Genomic DNA, 16,428 nt, shown 5'->3' with positions numbered 1-16,428 from the left:
TGCAAATGATGAATATTATCTATACAGGTCTTGCAGTATTTTTGTTTTTAAACCTTATTGCAGGCATATGGCGTCTTGCCTATGGTCCGACAAATGAAGACAGAATCTTGGCATCACAGTTATTTGGTACGATTGCCATCATTATTTTGCTTTTGCTTTCGCAAATAAACGGACATGCCGCTTTGCGCAACATAGCACTGCTTTTTGCTTCACTCGCTGCTGTCACTGCAATAGCCTTTGTCCAAAGCAGTAGCAGAAAAAAACACAAAAGGCATGAAAATGATTGACATTCTCTCTATCATATTTCTCCTGTTCGGAGCAGTTTTCTTTTTAGCCGGCACAGTCGGGCTTTTACGGCTGCCGGATGTTTATACCCGATTGCATGCTTTGACAAAAGCTGACAATATCGGTGTCGGTTTCATTGTGCTTGCACTCTGTTTGCAGGCAGATTCGTTCTTTGAGATAGGAAAACTGCTGCTTATCTGGTTTTTGGTTTTTTTGGCAGGAGCAGGTGTCTCACATTTAATCGCAAAAAACGCATTTCGCAATGGAATAAAAATATGGAAACGTTAGCAATCGTAGAATTTGTCTTTGACATGTTACTCTCAAGTTCATTGTTGTTTGTTGCCTATAAAACACTTACATGTAAAGACTTGTTTCAGGCTATTGTCTTTTTTATCGTCTTTGGTTTGTTAATATCTGTTGCATGGGGACGGTTAGGTGCTTACGATGTTGCTATGGCCGAAGTGGTTATTGGTGCCGGACTTACAGGGGCACTGCTGTTAAGTGCTTTGGTCAAACTCAAGAAAATGAATATAGATTAAAACAAAAGAGGGTATAAAGTATGGTACGTTTTTTTACATTCATTTTAACAGCTCTTCTTTTTGCAGGCTTAACGTATACCGTTTTATCTTTACCTCAACAGACACAGGGTCTTGCCCAAACAGTAGGCTCACAAATGCAAAACAGCGGTGTTTCTAATCCTGTAACAGCGGTATTGATGAACTTCCGTGCCTATGACACCCTCCTTGAGATGGCGGTTTTGTTTATTGCTCTTTTGGGAGTTTATTCATTGGGCAGTTCAGCAAGAGAGGCGAAGTCTCTTTTAAAAAGCCCTGTATTAAAAAGATTGGGAGGGATTTTGGTTCCTGTATTGCTTTTGCTGAGTGCTTATATTTTATGGATTGGAGCGCAGGCTCCAGGCGGTGCTTTTCAGGCCGGTTCTATTTTAAGTGCTACTGGAATTTTAATCTTTTTAAGCGGGTGGAAACTTGATTTGTCTTATAAAAATTTCTTTGTACGACTTCTTGCAAGTACAGGTTTGCTTGCTTTTGTTCTTGTTTCGGCAATCACACTACTGTTTTCTGATACACTTCTTGAATTTTCTGCAACAGAGGCTTCTTATTTCATTTTTATTCTTGAAGCCGCTGCAACTGTTTCAATAGCAATAACTCTTTTTAATCTTTTTTTTACTATTTTTGCACAACCAAAGGAAGAGAAGTGAGCACACTGTTTTTCTATGCTGTCGCCGGAATCGGACTTTTTTGTACAGGTTTGTATACACTCATTGTACAGGCCCATCTTTTGCGAAAACTGCTTGCCATAAACATTATGGGAAGCGGTGTTTTTCTTTTACTTGTCTCCCTCTCCATGCGCACTGCAGGCACACAGCCGGACCCGGTACCGCATGCCATGGTCATCACGGGGATAGTTGTTGCTATATCCGCAACGGCCCTGGCCCTGGTTTTTATGATAAAAATTGCATTAAAAACAGGCAAAGCAGAGCTTTCAAGCCTGGAAGAAAAGTGATGTATTTAAAACTTGTATTAGCAACTCCTTGGGAAGTTTTTTTGATTTTATTGCCGATTTTAGGAGGATTGTTCTCTTTTCTTTTGCCGAAATTCAATAAAGCTATCGGTATTTCCACACTCATACTCACACTCTTTTTTGTAGTTTTTATTGCTCTGAAACTACGTACGCAAGGTGCTTTTTATCATTTTGTCGGCGGCTGGGATGCACCCTTGGGTATAAACCTTTACATAGACGGTTTAAGTCTTGTTATGCTTGGACTGACTGCACTCATCGGAATCGGAGCAAGTGTCTATGCAGGAAAATATTTTACGCAGACACAGTCTCTTTGGTTTTGGCCAATCTGGCTGTTGCTCATAGCCGGGCTTAATGCTCTTTTCTTATCGCAGGATATCTTTAATTTTTATGTAACTTTGGAACTTATCGGACTGGCCTCTGCTGCCCTGACTGCTTTGAGCAATACAAAAGAGGCACTAACAGGAGCTATGCGGTATTTGTTAGTGACACTTCTTGGCTCGCTTTCTTATCTTTTAGGCGTCGCTTTGTTGTACCATGGTTTTGGAAGTGTAGATATTGCCATTCTTTCAAATACAATAAAATCTACCCCTGCAGCATGGGCTGCAATGGGTCTGATGAGTGCCGGTTTGCTTCTTAAAAGCGCTCTTTTTCCTTTGCATTTCTGGCTTCCGCCTGCACATGCCAGTGCTCCTGCCCCTATAAGTGCAGTATTGTCGGCGCTCATCATCAAAGCTTCCATATATATACAACTGCGCTTATGGATATCTCTTTTCTTCCCTCTGCATAATTTTTATTTTGAAATATTTTTTGCTGTACTTGGATCCATAGCCGTTTTATGGGGCTCCGTTCAGGCACTTGTGCAGACTCGGCTGAAACTGCTCATAGCCTACTCCACAGTAGCGCAGGTAGGCTATCTTTTTCTTGCTTTTTCTTTGGCTTTGGGAGGGGTGTCTGTAGCATGGAGCGCACTTATCTATCTTATGCTCTCACATGCACTGGCAAAAAGTGCTTTGTTCCTTGTAGCAGGAAATTTATTGCATTTTCACGGGCATGACCGTATCATTGATTTGGACCGTATTGCACAAAGGCTTCCTTTGAGTACCGCTGCTTTTGCTTTAGCGGGAGTGAGTATTATCGGATTACCCCTCAGTGGCGGTTTTATAGGCAAATGGTTTCTCCTTGAAGCATCACTTGCAGACAATAACTGGGGAATAACCGCAGTAGTTCTTCTGGGCGGATTGTTGGCTGCAGGATATATTTTTAAGGTTTTAGGGTTCACTTTTACAAAGACCACTCGTACACAAAAGGCACAAAACATTCCTCTCTCAATGGAACTTGTACCTCTGTTTCTTGCAATTATGGCAATTTTGACAGGTTTTTTTGCCACACCACTGCTTTCGCTGATACATATCGGAAATCCTTTTGGAAACATTGGAGCAGCCCCGTGAGTTTTAACACATACATTCCCCTGTTTGTAGTTTTAAGTTCATTTCTGCCTGCTCTGATAATCTTCAGACTTTCAGAAAAGCAACATACTCTTCGTACACTTTTGAACCTTTCAGGGATTTTTATAACACTTGTTTTAGTCATATGGATGTTTGTCGGTGTCTATTACGGAGAACATTATGAAATACGTTTTGCTCTTATCCAGAATCTTGATATCAGTTTGCGTGCCGGACCTTTTGCTCTTTTTTTTACAGGGCTTTCAAGTGTTTTGTGGTTTATAACCACAATCTATGCTATTGGTTATCTGGAGGGATCTGCGCATAGCAGCCGTTTTTTCGGGTTTTTCAATCTTTGTATTACGGCCACTATTGGCATTGCCTTATCCGGAAACCTCATCACTTTTTTGCTTTTTTATGAAATACTGACACTTTCTGCCTACCCTCTTATTATCCATAGAGGTACTGAAGAGTCCCGTCTTGCAGGCAGCAGATACCTTCTTTATACTCTTGTCGGCGGTGCCTTGTTATTGCTGGGAACAGTATGGCTTTATACATTAACCGGTACACTTGAGTTTACGCCAAAAGGATTTGTGCAAACAATACTGCAAGAGCATTCTTCGGCTCTTGTAATAATTTTCATTCTTTTAATTGCAGGATTCGGTGTCAAAGCAGCACTCTTTCCTCTGCATGGATGGCTGCCGCAAGCCATGGTGGCTCCGGCACCGGTAAGTGCTCTCTTGCATGCAGTCGCCGTTGTCAAAGCAGGAGCATTCGGTATAGTACGCGTTGTATATGAAGTATACGGACTTGAAACAGCAGCTTTTCTTGGTTTGACAACACCTCTGGCTGTTATAGCTTCCATCACTATCATATACGGCTCTCTCAGAGCACTTTTTCAGGATAATCTCAAACGAAGGCTGGCTTTTTCTACAATAAGCCAGGTTTCTTATATCATCCTTGGTATTGCCATAGTGGGTCCCATCGCAACAACAGGGGGAATTATACATCTTGTGCACCAAGGTGTTATGAAAATCACTCTCTTTTTTGGAGCAGGAAATTTTGCAGAAACACTTGGCGTACATCAGGTAAGCCAAATGAACGGCATCGCAAAACGCATGCCCTGGACTATGGTGTCTTTTACTATCGGCGCCCTTGGCATGATCGGTATACCTCCGATTGCAGGATTTATTACGAAATGGTACCTGGGACTTGGTGCTTTGGAATCCGGGCAGGGGTGGGTAATAGCTGTACTTGCTGCGAGCAGTCTCCTGAATGCAGGATACTTTTTACCTATACTTTATCGAGCATGGTTTTTGGCACCTCCAAAATCCTGGCCTGATGAACATAATTTTTCAAAAGGGGAAACAAAACTCAGTCTCTTATGGCCGCCGCTTATTACAGCATTTTTTGCTCTTTCTTTTGGTCTGTTCGCCGCTTCTCCCTGGAGTCCTTTAGCATGGGTGCATCTCATTACCCAGCGGGAGTTTTTTTAAAATGTATGAAACGTCTGTAAACAGCCTGCTCTTATTGGGTGTACTCTGGCCTCTAATGCTGGTTCCCCTGTTGTCTCTAAAAAAAATCCGTCCTATAACTTTATCGCTTGCTGCATGGGCAGGTATCCCTGCACTTTTTGCCGCTTTACTTGTCTCGCCTAGCATCGCTCATTGGAATTTTCCATGGTTGCTTCTTGGTATGAAAATCGGACTCGATGCCACAGGAACTCTTTTTTTGCTTGGCAGTGCACTCCTTTGGTCTGTTGCCGGCATCTACACAAAAGCATATTTTTCCAAAGAAGACAGACAGATCTCTTTTTATAGTTTTTTTCTGCTTGCAATGGCCGGAAACTTTGGACTTGTAATATCTCAGGATATTTTCAGCTTTTATCTTTTTTTTACTTTAATGAGCTTTGCTTCATATGGACTTGTCGTCTTTAATAAAGACAAGGAAGCCTTTGATGCAGGATTAGTCTATATAATTTTGGTTGTTATTGGCGAAGTGATGCTTTTTGTTGCTTTTTTATTACTGGCGCAGACATCTGATGTAACTTCATTTGAATCTGTACGAACAGGATTTATAAACAACCCGAATAAAAATTTAGTAATCCTGTTGCTTTTTACTGCTTTTGGTATAAAGGCAGGGATTATCGGTTTACATGTATGGCTGCCTCTTGCGCATCCCGTAGCGCCCACACCTGCAAGTGCAGTTCTCTCCGGTGCAATGATAAATGCCGGACTTTTGGGATGGTTGCGATTCCTTCCATTAGGAGAGATCATCTCCCTCTACTGGGCAGCAGGCATTATACTTTTAGGTCTTTTAGCACAATTTTACGGAGTCATTATAGGCTTGACACAACGTAATCCCAAAACACTTTTAGCCTATTCAAGCATAAGCCAGATGGGGATTATGACTATGCTTATAGGTTTTGGATTTTATCTGCCTGAGCATTGGAAGAGTATCTTGGCCGGTATCACTTTTTTTGCTTTGCATCATGGCCTCAGCAAAGGAGCTCTTTTTTTAGGTGTCGGCATGCTTGGCAGCACAAATAAACTGCAAAGATATGCGATATGGCTCGGACTCTGTATACCTGCTCTTGCATTGGCAGCTGTACCCTATAGCAGCGGCATGACAGCAAAATTTTTGCTAAAGAGCTATACCGCGTACTTTGCAGCACCTTGGAGCAGTATACTTTCCGTACTTCTTGTTATCGGCACTGTAAATACAACATTGCTTATGATAAGATTGCTGTATTTGGTTCGGCCGGCTGCAGCTCCTTTTGGGGTCAGTACAAGTTTTTCTCTGCTTTGGCCTTGGATTTTGCTTCTTGCAGGCATTCTCTCTTTGCCATTTTCTTTAGACTTTTCTCTGAAAATTATGCGAGAGCTGAATGCCCTCCCTTTCCTGTACCCCTTATTTTTGAGCATCTTTATCACTGTTTTTATAAGGAAAATAAAAAAGTTGCAAAATATAAAACCTGTACCGGCAGGTGATATAGTCCTTTACTATGAAAAAGTTCTTCTTTTCTTAATCAGAAATGGCAAAAAATTTAATTTTATTTTGCTTTACTACACTCGCTTTCTCTCTTTTTTAACTGCCAAAATCACAAAATTCTCAGATAAAATAGCAGCATGGATAAAATAAACCAGCTAAAAAAGCATCCTACTATTTACAAATTAACAAATATATTTGGTATAATATATTATTACTTTTAAAATAAGTAATAAATATGGGGCTGACCTGGTTTCGACGGGATCTGGTGGCTCCCAACTGCATGTCGGACTGAGCATTCCGTTAGACGGCTCACAATTGCTTAAACGCAAACAATACAAATTATCGCCCAGCTTTAGCAGTAGCTTAAGTTTTAACCCCTCGTAAGAGGCGGGCTGCTTCACCTGTGGATTCTAAATAAGCAGGACTCGAAGTATAACCCTTCATTTAGATATATCTTGAGTCTGTCTCAGCTCAAGACGAATCCTTGAGACTGGTCTTGCGTAGCTTTGCAGGTTGTGTGAAGCAAGACGAGATTAAACAACCTTTCTAAGCATGTAGACGTTGGGAGTAGCCAGGTTTCGGACTGCGGTTCGATTCCGCACAGCTCCACCAACATTCCATCCAAGTCAATCCAACAAAATCTATAAAATTTCTAAATAGTCTATCTTAATCTATTGCGCCCATTCAACCGCACATCCAACAAACATATTAAAAGTATATCTGGTAAAACAGATACAAATCAAAATAAAAAAGATGTATGATGGCTAATACTATTGAATACTCACCAAAGGATAATATTTAGATCTATTTATTCAAGATCCTTTTTATTTTGTTAAATTAAACAAAAAAACAGAAAATTAAGTATAGTTTATATAATATAATATTATCATTAGATGATAACAAAAGGAACAAAGTGGATGATTTAGAAAACTTACTTAACTTACATGGTGAAGTTTTTCCTATGGATAGTGGGTATTGGGTAAAGTTTGAGGCTTATCAAATAGAACCAAGTAAAACAATACCTCATGGTATCAGGTATTCATTAACTCTGCATGATAAAAATAATCACAGAGTTATTGGGTATGACAATGCACATAGTTTTAAATCATCTAAAAAATACGGAGCTAACAAAGAGACTTATGATCATATTCATAAACAGATGGATATAGTAGCTTATGAGTTTGAATCAGCTTCACAACTTTTAGAAGATTTTTGGAAGAGTGTAGATTATTATATGGAGAATAACTAAGATGAAAACTATAAAAGTTGGCATTATGTCAAAAAAACAGTATAAACAAAGAACTATTAAAATAGCTAAAGGTATCTATAAACCTAAAAAAGATGAACCAAAAATTTGGTTTGAGTCTATTAAATCGTTAGCTCAAATATTGTCTAGTGAAAATCAGGAATTATTACAGGTAATCTTAACCAATAATCCAAAATCACTAAAAGAGCTAGAGAGTCTGACAGGTCGTGCAAAATCAAATCTCTCAAGAACTCTAAAGACATTACAAAGATATGGTATAGTAGAATTACACAAAGAAAACAATGCGTTAGTGCCAGAAGTAAAAGCTACAAATTTTCATGTAGAGTTTGGGCTTGATGCAGCATAAGCTTTTTTCTTTTTTAAACAAGAAGATAAAAAGTAAAAAACTATCAGACAACTCAGATAACTCCTATTTTAGGGGTTTTCATACTTTAGATAACTACCTTGTATCTTGAACCGTCAAAGTGATTTTCAGGGGATTATTTGGGGAATTAATAGTTTTAGAAGCCTTTAGAAGTCCGTAAAATAGGATATAATCGATTCCGCATAGTTCTACCATCCAACAATTTTTTAATCCCACTAAAAACCTATTATAAATACCTAAATGAAGGGATGCCTGTTCATCCAAATGGTCCAAATTTTTCCTTGGTTGAAAACAACTCTCAATTTTTGCAGAACAGTCTTATGAAAATTAATAAATTAAATAAGTAATTATGTAGTATAATTTAAAAAAAATATAGGTGCAGTTCATGGAGAAAAGCCAAATATTATCATACTTAAAAAATGTTAAATCAGAGTATGAAAAAGAGGGGTTTGTCATCAAAGCGCTCTTTGGCTCTTACTCTCGTGATGAAGCTGATAAGAATAGCGATATAGATATTCTTGTAGAAGCAAAGCCTGAATTTGTCAGCAGGTATGGTTTTGGTGCAATATCCCGTATACAAGAGATACAAAATGAACTCACTCAAGTATTTGGCATAAAAGTTGATTTAGCTGATAGTACAGGGATGGGGAAAACTGCTAAAAAGTTCATCATCGATAGAGCAATTTATGTCTAAAGAGTCTATAAGCAAAGTTTATCTCATAATTGAAAAAATAGACTACATTGAACAAACTGTTAAAAAAGCAGGAAGAGTTGTCAAAACGCTAGAAGATGTGGCAATTTACAGAGCTGCGATACTTATGCATCTGACTGCCATAGCTGAACAGTTTAACAAACTAAAACAATCTCATAGTAACGAGATACTCTCAAAATTAGCATAAAAAAGGATAGTAAAAAAACTTATGCACAACAATATATACCACTTTTTTAAAGCCAGTTCAAAAAGAGGCTTATTTTTGGAATGGTTCGATTCCGCACAGCTCCACCAAACAGGACTGCAACATCTTTGGTAAAAAACTTGAATACATTTTTATAGCTGTCATCTTTATTTTTGGGAGTATTCTCATTTTCAACTCCTACCAAAGCTATCAATTTAAGCACAATCCTCTTCCACAAACATATATCAATCAAATACAGGCAAAAGAGCAGGATGTTTTACAACACATGCAGGACAATTTTGGTTTCATTTACAGGTTTCCAATTATTATTACAGATAAAGTGCCGGGAAGACTTTATGGTCTGACCTCTTACAAAAACGGAAAGATAAAGATATTTTTAAACAAAAAGGTAATGCAGGAGAGTATGCCTTATATGATTTCGGATGTAATCCCTCATGAATATGCCCATGCTCTTCTTTTTAAACTCCATCAAAATGCTGTAAGAAATGATGGGCACTCCAGACTTTGGCAAGAAACCTGTAAAAGTCTGGGAGGAAAAAACTGCAGGCGCTATGTAGATCAAAAAGAGATTATCATGTCAAAAATGCCCTTTAAATAATCTCCCTATTCGTCAATATCTCTTTGGGCATCTTGAAAATAATATCCTGGAAATTCTATTTTTTGTAAAGATTTCAGCCCCTCTTCATTTTCTATGACTTTATACAGTTCCCCGTAAATAATCTGCGGTTCAAAAACAAAATTTTCTACAGTAGCTTTATTCTCCTGTGTTGCCAGGGATTCTGGTAAAAAAGTATCACAGACTACATCATAGTAACTCTCACGCAATAAATCATACTCATCCAGGTCTGTACTGCAGTCAAAATAGGAAAAGCTCATAGCCTCATCGCTGTTGTTTATTTCAAGACTCAGCATTATATTTGCTTTTCCCTGCTCTTTTCTTAGATATATTATATCGCCCTTGCATGCCTTTGTTAAGAGGTTTTTAATAGGTTTGAGTGTTTGATTGACCAGTTTAAAACTCTCCATTGAAATTTCTTTTTCTTCATTCTCTTCATCAGCACATGCAAGATACTCAATCTCCTCACCGTTCATGACTTTATATGTACATACGTCAGTTACAGCATCAAGCTCACCGCTTTGCGCATAAGCATCAATCTCTTCCATAATGCTTTTTATTTCTGATTCTTCGTTGATTTCCTCGTTTTCTAAATTAAATTCCTCAAAAGTCCCGACATTGCTCAGACTTACTATAGAAATATCACCTTCGATTATAATTTTTCTTTCCATTGTATACTCCTGTCTGTTTTTTATGATTATACATCTTTTGGAATAAAAAGCAATGGAACTTAAGTAACAAATATGTGATTTTTTTATAAATTTTGTTATGATGGTGCTCGATACTGGATTTGAACCAGTGACTCCTACCTTGTCGAGGTAGTACTCTACCACTGAGTTAATCGAGCTGTAGTAAATGAAGAGTAAAATTCTACCAAAAAATCCTTAAACCAATTTTCTTTTTCAAACTTTTTGCGAATATCTTTTTCTTTTCTATAATATTTTGAAAAACAATCTATTTTACTTTTAATTTATGTTTAGAAGTAGTATAATTTCGCTCTAGAGATGATACACTGCTAAAAAGTATCAATTATTACATATACCACAAGGTAAACTATGAGCATAACAAAAGAATTAGAAGATTTAGGACTTAAAAATGTCGGAAAAATTTATCATAACCTTGACTATGATGAATTAATCAAGCATGAACTTGAAAATGGTGAAGTAAGAAAAACCAAAACAGGTGCAACTGCTGTAGATACAGGTATATTTACAGGCCGTTCACCCAAAGACAAATATTTTGTTGACCGTGAACCATCTAATAAATACATAGCATGGGGAGATGTCAACCAAAAAATCAGTGAAGAAATTTTCAATGAGCTTCTGGATCTTTCCCGTGAACAGCTTTCTGGGAAAAATCTTTATGTGACTGATGTATACAGTGGCGCAAGTCCCGCTTCAAAAAAATCTATTCGTTTTGTGACAGAGATTGCCTGGCAGTCTCATTTTGTTAAAAATATGTTTATTCGCCCCACTCCTTCCGAACTTGCATCATTTAAATCTGATTTTACTGTTTTAAATGCCTGTAAAGCTGTCAATGACAAATGGAAAGAACACGGCATGAACTCTGAAGTTTTTGTTCTCTTTGATATCGAAAGAAACATGGCTATAATCGGTGGTACCTGGTATGGCGGTGAATTGAAAAAAGGTATTTTTTCAATGATGAACTACTGGCTGCCGCTTGACGGAAAACTCTCCATGCACTGTTCTGCAAATGTTGGAGAACGCGGAGACACTGCTCTGTTTTTTGGACTGAGCGGAACCGGAAAAACAACACTCTCAACAGATCCAAAACGTGCCCTCATCGGTGATGACGAACATGGTTGGGATGATTACGGCGTCTTTAACTTTGAGGGGGGATGTTATGCAAAAGTCATTAACCTTGACGCAAAAAGTGAACCTGAAATTTACGGTGCAATCAAAAAAGATGCACTTTTGGAAAATGTTGTTATGCATGATGACGGTGAAGTTGACTATGATGACGGTTCCAAAACCGAAAACACCCGTGTTTCTTATCCTATTGAACACATAAAAAACCACAAGCCTGATTTAATGGCAGGACACCCTGAAAACATTATTTTTCTCTCTGCCGATGCGTTTGGTGTACTGCCTCCGGTTTCAAAACTGACCCGAGAACAGGCAATGTACTACTTCCTCAGCGGATACACTGCAAAAGTTGCCGGAACAGAACGTGGTATTACCGAGCCGGTTGCAACGTTCTCTGCATGTTTCGGTGAAGCATTTATGACCCTGCATCCTACAGTGTATGCCAAACTTCTCGGCGAAAAAATTGACAAACACAATGTAAATGTTTACCTTGTCAACACAGGTTGGACCGGTGGAGGATACGGTGTCGGCAAACGTATGAGTTTAAAAGACACCCGCGCATGCATCAATGCCATACTTGACGGTACCATCAATGAAAGTGAATTTGATACGACAGAGACATTCAGACTGCAGGTACCTAAAACACTGGGAGATATCAACCCTGACCTTTTAAACCCCAGAAATGCCTGGGAAGACAAAGAGGCCTTTGACGCAACCCGCGACAAACTTGCAGATATGTTTGTGGAAAACTTTAAAAGATACCAGGATGCCGACAGCGAATTTGACTTCTCTGCAGCAGGTCCCAAGGTAGAAAAGTAAAAAGCTTTTTGGCTTTTTACTCTTACTCTCTTTCAAGCTACTTTTTTTTCGTAGCCTTTTCCAGATAGATCCAAACTGCTCCGCCGATAGTAAGTAAAATCACAGGGGCTATCCATTTGTTATCATTAATATACAGGGCAAACTTACTCAAAACAGCCCCGAAGTAATAACTGCTCAAACCAAATGCCAAAGCCCACACAGCAGCTGCAAAAATATTTAATATTGCAAACTTTTTAAAGTCATATTTTGTCAATGCTATTGCAATCGGTACGACAGTTTTTAAACCGTATATAAACTTTTGAATAAAAATAACCCAATCCCCATGTTTTTTTATAAGTATATGTGCAAGTGCGAGTTTACGTCTATGTTTACGCAGCCCCTCAACCATCATAGACTTCTGGTATCTTGTCAGCCAAAAAAGCAAAACATCTCCAAGCGCATTGCCCAAAAAGGCAATACTGATTGAAAGTGTCAAATCCATCTTCCCCATAAAACTCAAAACACCTGCTGCTACAAGTCCGATGAATCCACCGCCTAAAGAGTATAAAAAAAGTCCTATATACCCGTATGTTGCCAAATTACTGAATGTATCTTCCATATTTTATTGTTGCTCCTTGTTTGTTACTTTTTGCTTTCTAAATTGCTAAATTTTTCTGTAACCCAGTCTTGAATCTTGAAAGACACAAAGCCCGCACTGAAATACGGGTTCCAAAAAGCAAATCTAAAGTTTTTTAATTTTTGTGATTTCATCACGCAGTCGTGCCGCTTCTTCAAAATTTAGCTCACGGGCAGCCTCTTTCATTTTTAAGGAAAGCTCTTTTATCATTGCTTTTCTTTCACTTGGCGGTATTTTATCCTGTTTTTTGTATTTTTGGTAGAGCCCGCCATGATCTTCAACTTTAAGATTTTCATCCAGGGCCCGTTTTGTTGTTTTTGGCGTTATGCCATGCTTCTTGTTATACGCTTCTTGAATTGCCCGTCTTGCATTTGTTTTGTCGATGGCTCTTTGCATAGAGCCTGTCATTTTGTTTGCATACAGAATAACCCGACCGTTTTCATTTCTCGCTCCGCGTCCTATAGTCTGTACAAGTGCCGTTTCACTTCGTAAAAATCCCTCTTTGTCCGCATCCAAAATTGCCACAAGAGAAACCTCCGGCAGATCCAGACCTTCACGTAAAAGATTGATGCCTATAAGCACGTCAAACTCACCCAGACGCAATGAACGAATAATTTGGTTTCGCTCGATTGTATCAATATCTGAGTGCATATACTGTACTTTAATGCCCAAATCCACCAAATATTTTGTCAGGGCCTCTGCCATTTTTTTCGTCAAAACCGTAATTAAAACACGTTCGTCTTTGACAATGGTCTTTTTAATCTCATCATGGATATCTTCTACCTGATTGTCTGATGGTTTTATCTCTATAACAGGGTCAAGCAGTCCCGTCGGACGGATAATCTGTTCCGCTTTGACTGCCGACATTTCCAACTCATATTCAGAAGGCGTTGCTGAAACAAAAAGATAATACGGTGCTTTGTTTATATACTCTTCTGCCTTTAGCGGACGGTTGTCGAGGGCTGACGGCAGGCGAAAGCCATAATCGACAAGCACCTCTTTTCTTGCTCTGTCTCCTGCATACATTCCTCGATACTGTGGCAGTGAAACATGGGATTCATCTACGATAACAAGATACTCTTTATGGTTTTGTTCAAAATAATCAAGCAATGTAAAAGGGGCTTCTCCCGGTTTTTTATTTGTCAAAAGTCTTGAATAGTTTTCAATACCCTTGCACATTCCGGTTGTCTGCAACATCTCCAGGTCAAATTCGACACGCTGTTTGAGTCTTTGATACTCGACTAATTTTCCCTCTTTTTGAAAATATGCCAAACGTTCATCAAGCTCTTCTTCTATGCGTTTGACAGCCACAGCCATTTTTTCCTGAGAAACACTAAACTGTGAAGTCGCATAAACAGTAACACTTTTATGCTCTTCAAGACGTTTGTTATCTATGACATCAAAAGTATAAATTGCCTCTATTTCATCACCGAAAAATTCGACACGGATTGCTTCTTGTTCAAAATACGGCGGATAAATATCCATGCTTTCTCCGTTCACGCGAATATGCCCGCTGTCAAAATAGCTGTCATTTCGGGAATATCCCATTTCCACCAAACGCAAAAGCAGTTTCTTCTGCGCTATTTCATCACCGACGGCCAAAGACTGCACCATGTTTTGGTACTCCTCAGGATCTCCCAAACCATAGTTTGCAGAAACAGAGGCGATGACGATAACATCATCATACGAAAGCAGATTTGCCGTAGCGGAAAGTCGAAGACGTTCAAGTTCATCATTGATAGCGGAATCTTTTTCTATAAAAAGATCCTGACGCGGGATGTAGGCTTCAGGCTGATAGTAATCATAATAAGAAACAAAATATTCGACATGATTGTTTGGAAAAAACTGACGAAATTCTGAGTAAAGCTGTGCGGCAAGCGTTTTATTATGTGTCATAATGATAGTCGGCATTTTTACATTTTCTATAACGCGTGCCATCGTATGGGTTTTTCCGCTCCCCGTGACCCCTTCAAGTGTCTGATAGCGATTCCCTTTCAGTATGGAGTCAGAGAGTTTTTTTATAGCTGTCGGTTGATCACCCGCCGGTTCATAGGGTGATACTACTTTAAATTCTGGTTTCTTTTTCATTAATGGAATTATAGCCAAATGAAAGAAACATCAAAGATTATAATGTATTTCTGATTGATTTATATCAAGTAAACCTCTGCTATTATATAATATAATTTTATACAAAACAGACAAACGAGGTTTTATGCAATACCAAACTATTACGAAAAAAAACATTCGCGTTATGGTTGACCGCTTTTACAGCAGTGTACTCAAAGACGACCTTATCGCTGATTTTTTTATTGAAAAACTTGGGGATGAGATGATTTCGGATGAATGGCAGCATCATCTTAATCTTCTGACAGACTTTTGGGCAGCGATGACAACAGGCGACAACAGTTATAACGGTACCCCCATAACACCGCACTTGGATATGCCCGGACTTAACAAAGAGAGTTTTCAAAGATGGCTGGAACTTTTTTCTGAAACAATAGACAGACTGTATGAAAAAAAAGCCGCAGATATTTTTAAGACCAGAGGTGAAATGATTGCAAATAATTTTATGAAACAATTGAAACTTTAAATTTTTTATTTTATAAATTTAGCACAACTGTAGGCACTTGAAAATGCCCACTGAAAATTATAGCCCCCGAGTTCGCCCGTTACATCTACAACTTCGCCTATAAAATAGAGACCTTTTACTTTTTTTGATTCCAAGCCATTATATGTAAGCTCATCTGCCAAAACACCGCCTCTGCTTACCTCCGCTTTGCTAAAACCAAAATTTCCCGCAGGAGCAAAGGTATAATTGTGCAATGTTTTTAATGCCTCTTTGTCATGTTTGCTCAGTTTTGTACACTCTTTGTCTTTAAAATCTATCGCGGACAAAAGAGCTTTTGCAAGTCTTTTTGGCAAAGGGATGAGTGAACTCACCAGTTTTTTACTCTTTTGCACCAAATCTAAAATATTTTTATTGGGCAAAAAGTCTATGCTTATTTCCCCTTTTTTCCAATAGAGTGAAGCAGAAAGTATGGCAGGACCGCTAATGCCTTTATGCGCAAAAAGCATCTCTTCTTTGAGCATTTTATCTGCCACCTTTACATGTACATAGCAGCTCAGCCCGCTGAGCTCTTTCATCCAAAACTGCTCTTTTTGCAGTGTAAGCCCGACAAGTGCAGGCGTAAATTCTTTCACACCGATACCAAAGCTTTTTGCAATTTGCAACCCTGCATCACTTGCACCAAGCGTTTGAAAACTTTTTCCACCGGTGGCTACAACAACTTTTTTTGCCGTGTATTTGTTTTTGTCTGTCGTAACTGTAAAAAAATCTTCTGATTTGCTTACATGTAACACTTTGTTGTTCAAAATAATTTCACTGTTTTTTGCATTTTTTTTCAATACATTGATAATATCATCCGAAGAATTTTTACAAAAATAGTAGCGTCCTTTTCTCAGTTCCAACGCTACCCTGTTTCTGTCCAAAAAGTCCAATAAATCATCTTTCGTGAATCGTTTAAAGGCTGCTGAGAGTAATCTCTCTTCACCGTCAAAATTATTTATCTGCACACTGACATTGGTAATATTACATTTACCTCCACCGGAAATTTTGAGTTTCTTGGCAGCTTTTTCATTGCCCTCGATTATAGCAATGCTCATTTTTTTACTCAGACTGCCTGCACACATCAGTCCACTCGCCCCGGCACCAAGAATAATTACATCATAGTTTTTCATAGACT

General features: G+C 38.6%; 20 protein-coding genes, 1 tRNA gene and 1 other RNA gene. 16 read left to right on the top strand and 6 right to left on the bottom strand.

The window, feature by feature from the left end:
* The first annotated feature begins 5 nt into the window (after positions 1-5).
* From ACM66U_RS02805 to ACM66U_RS02745, 13 genes are all read left to right on the top strand, one after another.
* Positions 6-287 (top strand): monovalent cation/H+ antiporter complex subunit F, encoded by a 282-nt coding sequence (locus ACM66U_RS02805; RefSeq protein WP_418641071.1) that lies wholly within the window; start codon positions 6-8, stop codon positions 285-287.
* Complete coding sequence (mnhG, locus tag ACM66U_RS02800; RefSeq protein WP_418641070.1) at positions 274-573, top strand: monovalent cation/H(+) antiporter subunit G; 300 nt, start codon at positions 274-276, stop codon at positions 571-573. The genes ACM66U_RS02805 and mnhG overlap by 14 nt, the downstream gene beginning before the upstream one ends.
* Positions 561-824 (top strand): Na(+)/H(+) antiporter subunit B, encoded by a 264-nt coding sequence (locus ACM66U_RS02795; RefSeq protein ID WP_151900934.1) that lies wholly within the window; start codon positions 561-563, stop codon positions 822-824. Before mnhG ends, ACM66U_RS02795 begins: the two co-directional genes overlap by 13 nt.
* A 20-nt stretch (positions 825-844) precedes the next feature.
* Positions 845-1,504, top strand: coding sequence for a hydrogen gas-evolving membrane-bound hydrogenase subunit E (mbhE, locus tag ACM66U_RS02790; protein ID WP_151900935.1), 660 nt, complete (start codon positions 845-847; stop codon positions 1,502-1,504).
* Positions 1,501-1,809 (top strand): sodium:proton antiporter, encoded by a 309-nt coding sequence (locus ACM66U_RS02785; protein WP_151900936.1) that lies wholly within the window; start codon positions 1,501-1,503, stop codon positions 1,807-1,809. Before mbhE ends, ACM66U_RS02785 begins: the two co-directional genes overlap by 4 nt.
* A complete protein-coding gene (locus ACM66U_RS02780) occupies positions 1,809-3,275 on the top strand; it encodes a complex I subunit 5 family protein (protein ID WP_418641397.1) in 1,467 nt (488 codons plus the stop codon). Before ACM66U_RS02785 ends, ACM66U_RS02780 begins: the two co-directional genes overlap by 1 nt.
* A complete protein-coding gene (locus ACM66U_RS02775; RefSeq protein ID WP_418641069.1) occupies positions 3,272-4,765 on the top strand; it encodes a complex I subunit 5 family protein in 1,494 nt (497 codons plus the stop codon). The genes ACM66U_RS02780 and ACM66U_RS02775 overlap by 4 nt, the downstream gene beginning before the upstream one ends.
* 1 nt (position 4,766) lies before the next feature.
* Positions 4,767-6,410: a complex I subunit 5 family protein gene (locus ACM66U_RS02770; RefSeq protein WP_418641068.1), complete on the top strand. Its 1,644-nt coding sequence runs from the start codon at positions 4,767-4,769 to the stop codon at positions 6,408-6,410.
* Positions 6,411-6,497: 87 nt separating this feature from the next.
* Positions 6,498-6,872, top strand: a transfer-messenger RNA (tmRNA) gene (gene ssrA / locus ACM66U_RS02765).
* A 301-nt stretch (positions 6,873-7,173) separates the two neighbouring features.
* The gene (locus ACM66U_RS02760; RefSeq protein WP_418641067.1) at positions 7,174-7,509 is read left to right on the top strand and encodes a toxin-antitoxin system TumE family protein; all 336 of its coding nucleotides are present in this window, start codon (positions 7,174-7,176) and stop codon (positions 7,507-7,509) included.
* A 1-nt stretch (position 7,510) separates the two neighbouring features.
* Positions 7,511-7,873: a transcriptional regulator gene (locus ACM66U_RS02755; protein ID WP_418641066.1), complete on the top strand. Its 363-nt coding sequence runs from the start codon at positions 7,511-7,513 to the stop codon at positions 7,871-7,873.
* A gap of 403 nt (positions 7,874-8,276) precedes the next feature.
* Complete coding sequence (locus ACM66U_RS02750; protein ID WP_418641065.1) at positions 8,277-8,585, top strand: nucleotidyltransferase family protein; 309 nt, start codon at positions 8,277-8,279, stop codon at positions 8,583-8,585.
* Positions 8,578-8,790, top strand: a complete 213-nt coding sequence (locus ACM66U_RS02745; protein WP_418641064.1) for a hypothetical protein — start codon at positions 8,578-8,580, stop codon at positions 8,788-8,790. The genes ACM66U_RS02750 and ACM66U_RS02745 overlap by 8 nt, the downstream gene beginning before the upstream one ends.
* A 46-nt stretch (positions 8,791-8,836) precedes the next feature.
* Here ACM66U_RS02745 and ACM66U_RS02740 read toward each other — a convergent pair whose 3' ends face one another.
* Complete coding sequence (locus ACM66U_RS02740) at positions 8,837-9,010, bottom strand: hypothetical protein (protein ID WP_418641063.1); 174 nt, start codon at positions 9,008-9,010, stop codon at positions 8,837-8,839.
* 63 nt (positions 9,011-9,073) lie between these two features.
* Between ACM66U_RS02740 and ACM66U_RS02735 the strand changes: the two genes are divergently transcribed.
* Positions 9,074-9,406: a SprT-like domain-containing protein gene (locus ACM66U_RS02735; protein WP_230973257.1), complete on the top strand. Its 333-nt coding sequence runs from the start codon at positions 9,074-9,076 to the stop codon at positions 9,404-9,406.
* Between the two features lie 5 nt (positions 9,407-9,411).
* On the opposite strand, the gene ACM66U_RS02730 is transcribed toward ACM66U_RS02735, so the two are convergent.
* Positions 9,412-10,095 carry a hypothetical protein gene (locus tag ACM66U_RS02730; RefSeq protein WP_151900940.1) on the bottom strand — a complete coding sequence of 228 codons (684 nt, stop codon included), beginning with the start codon at positions 10,093-10,095 and terminating at the stop codon, positions 9,412-9,414.
* 101 nt (positions 10,096-10,196) lie between these two features.
* Positions 10,197-10,271: transfer RNA gene (locus ACM66U_RS02725), tRNA-Val, on the bottom strand.
* A 208-nt stretch (positions 10,272-10,479) separates the two neighbouring features.
* Here ACM66U_RS02725 and pckA point away from each other — a divergent pair.
* The gene (gene pckA / locus ACM66U_RS02720; RefSeq protein WP_151900941.1) at positions 10,480-12,069 is read left to right on the top strand and encodes a phosphoenolpyruvate carboxykinase (ATP); all 1,590 of its coding nucleotides are present in this window, start codon (positions 10,480-10,482) and stop codon (positions 12,067-12,069) included.
* Positions 12,070-12,106: 37 nt separating this feature from the next.
* Here pckA and ACM66U_RS02715 read toward each other — a convergent pair whose 3' ends face one another.
* A complete protein-coding gene (locus tag ACM66U_RS02715) occupies positions 12,107-12,667 on the bottom strand; it encodes a DedA family protein (RefSeq protein WP_151900942.1) in 561 nt (186 codons plus the stop codon).
* Between the two features lie 123 nt (positions 12,668-12,790).
* A complete protein-coding gene (uvrB, locus tag ACM66U_RS02710) occupies positions 12,791-14,773 on the bottom strand; it encodes an excinuclease ABC subunit UvrB (RefSeq protein WP_418641062.1) in 1,983 nt (660 codons plus the stop codon).
* Positions 14,774-14,897: 124 nt separating this feature from the next.
* Here uvrB and ACM66U_RS02705 point away from each other — a divergent pair, with 124 nt between their 5' ends.
* Positions 14,898-15,275: a group III truncated hemoglobin gene (locus ACM66U_RS02705; protein ID WP_346389391.1), complete on the top strand. Its 378-nt coding sequence runs from the start codon at positions 14,898-14,900 to the stop codon at positions 15,273-15,275.
* Between the two features lie 5 nt (positions 15,276-15,280).
* Here the strand turns inward: ACM66U_RS02705 and ACM66U_RS02700 are convergent, their stop codons facing one another.
* Positions 15,281-16,423 carry an aminoacetone oxidase family FAD-binding enzyme gene (locus tag ACM66U_RS02700; protein ID WP_346389390.1) on the bottom strand — a complete coding sequence of 381 codons (1,143 nt, stop codon included), beginning with the start codon at positions 16,421-16,423 and terminating at the stop codon, positions 15,281-15,283.
* Positions 16,424-16,428: the final 5 nt, after the last annotated feature.

The sequence above is a fragment of the Sulfurimonas sp. ST-27 genome, assembly GCF_048081595.1.
GTDB classification, from domain to species: Bacteria; Campylobacterota; Campylobacteria; order Campylobacterales; family Sulfurimonadaceae; genus Sulfurimonas; species Sulfurimonas hydrogeniphila.
The sequence above is the reverse complement of the archived record's forward strand: the minus strand, read 5'-3'. Positions and strand labels throughout refer to the sequence as shown.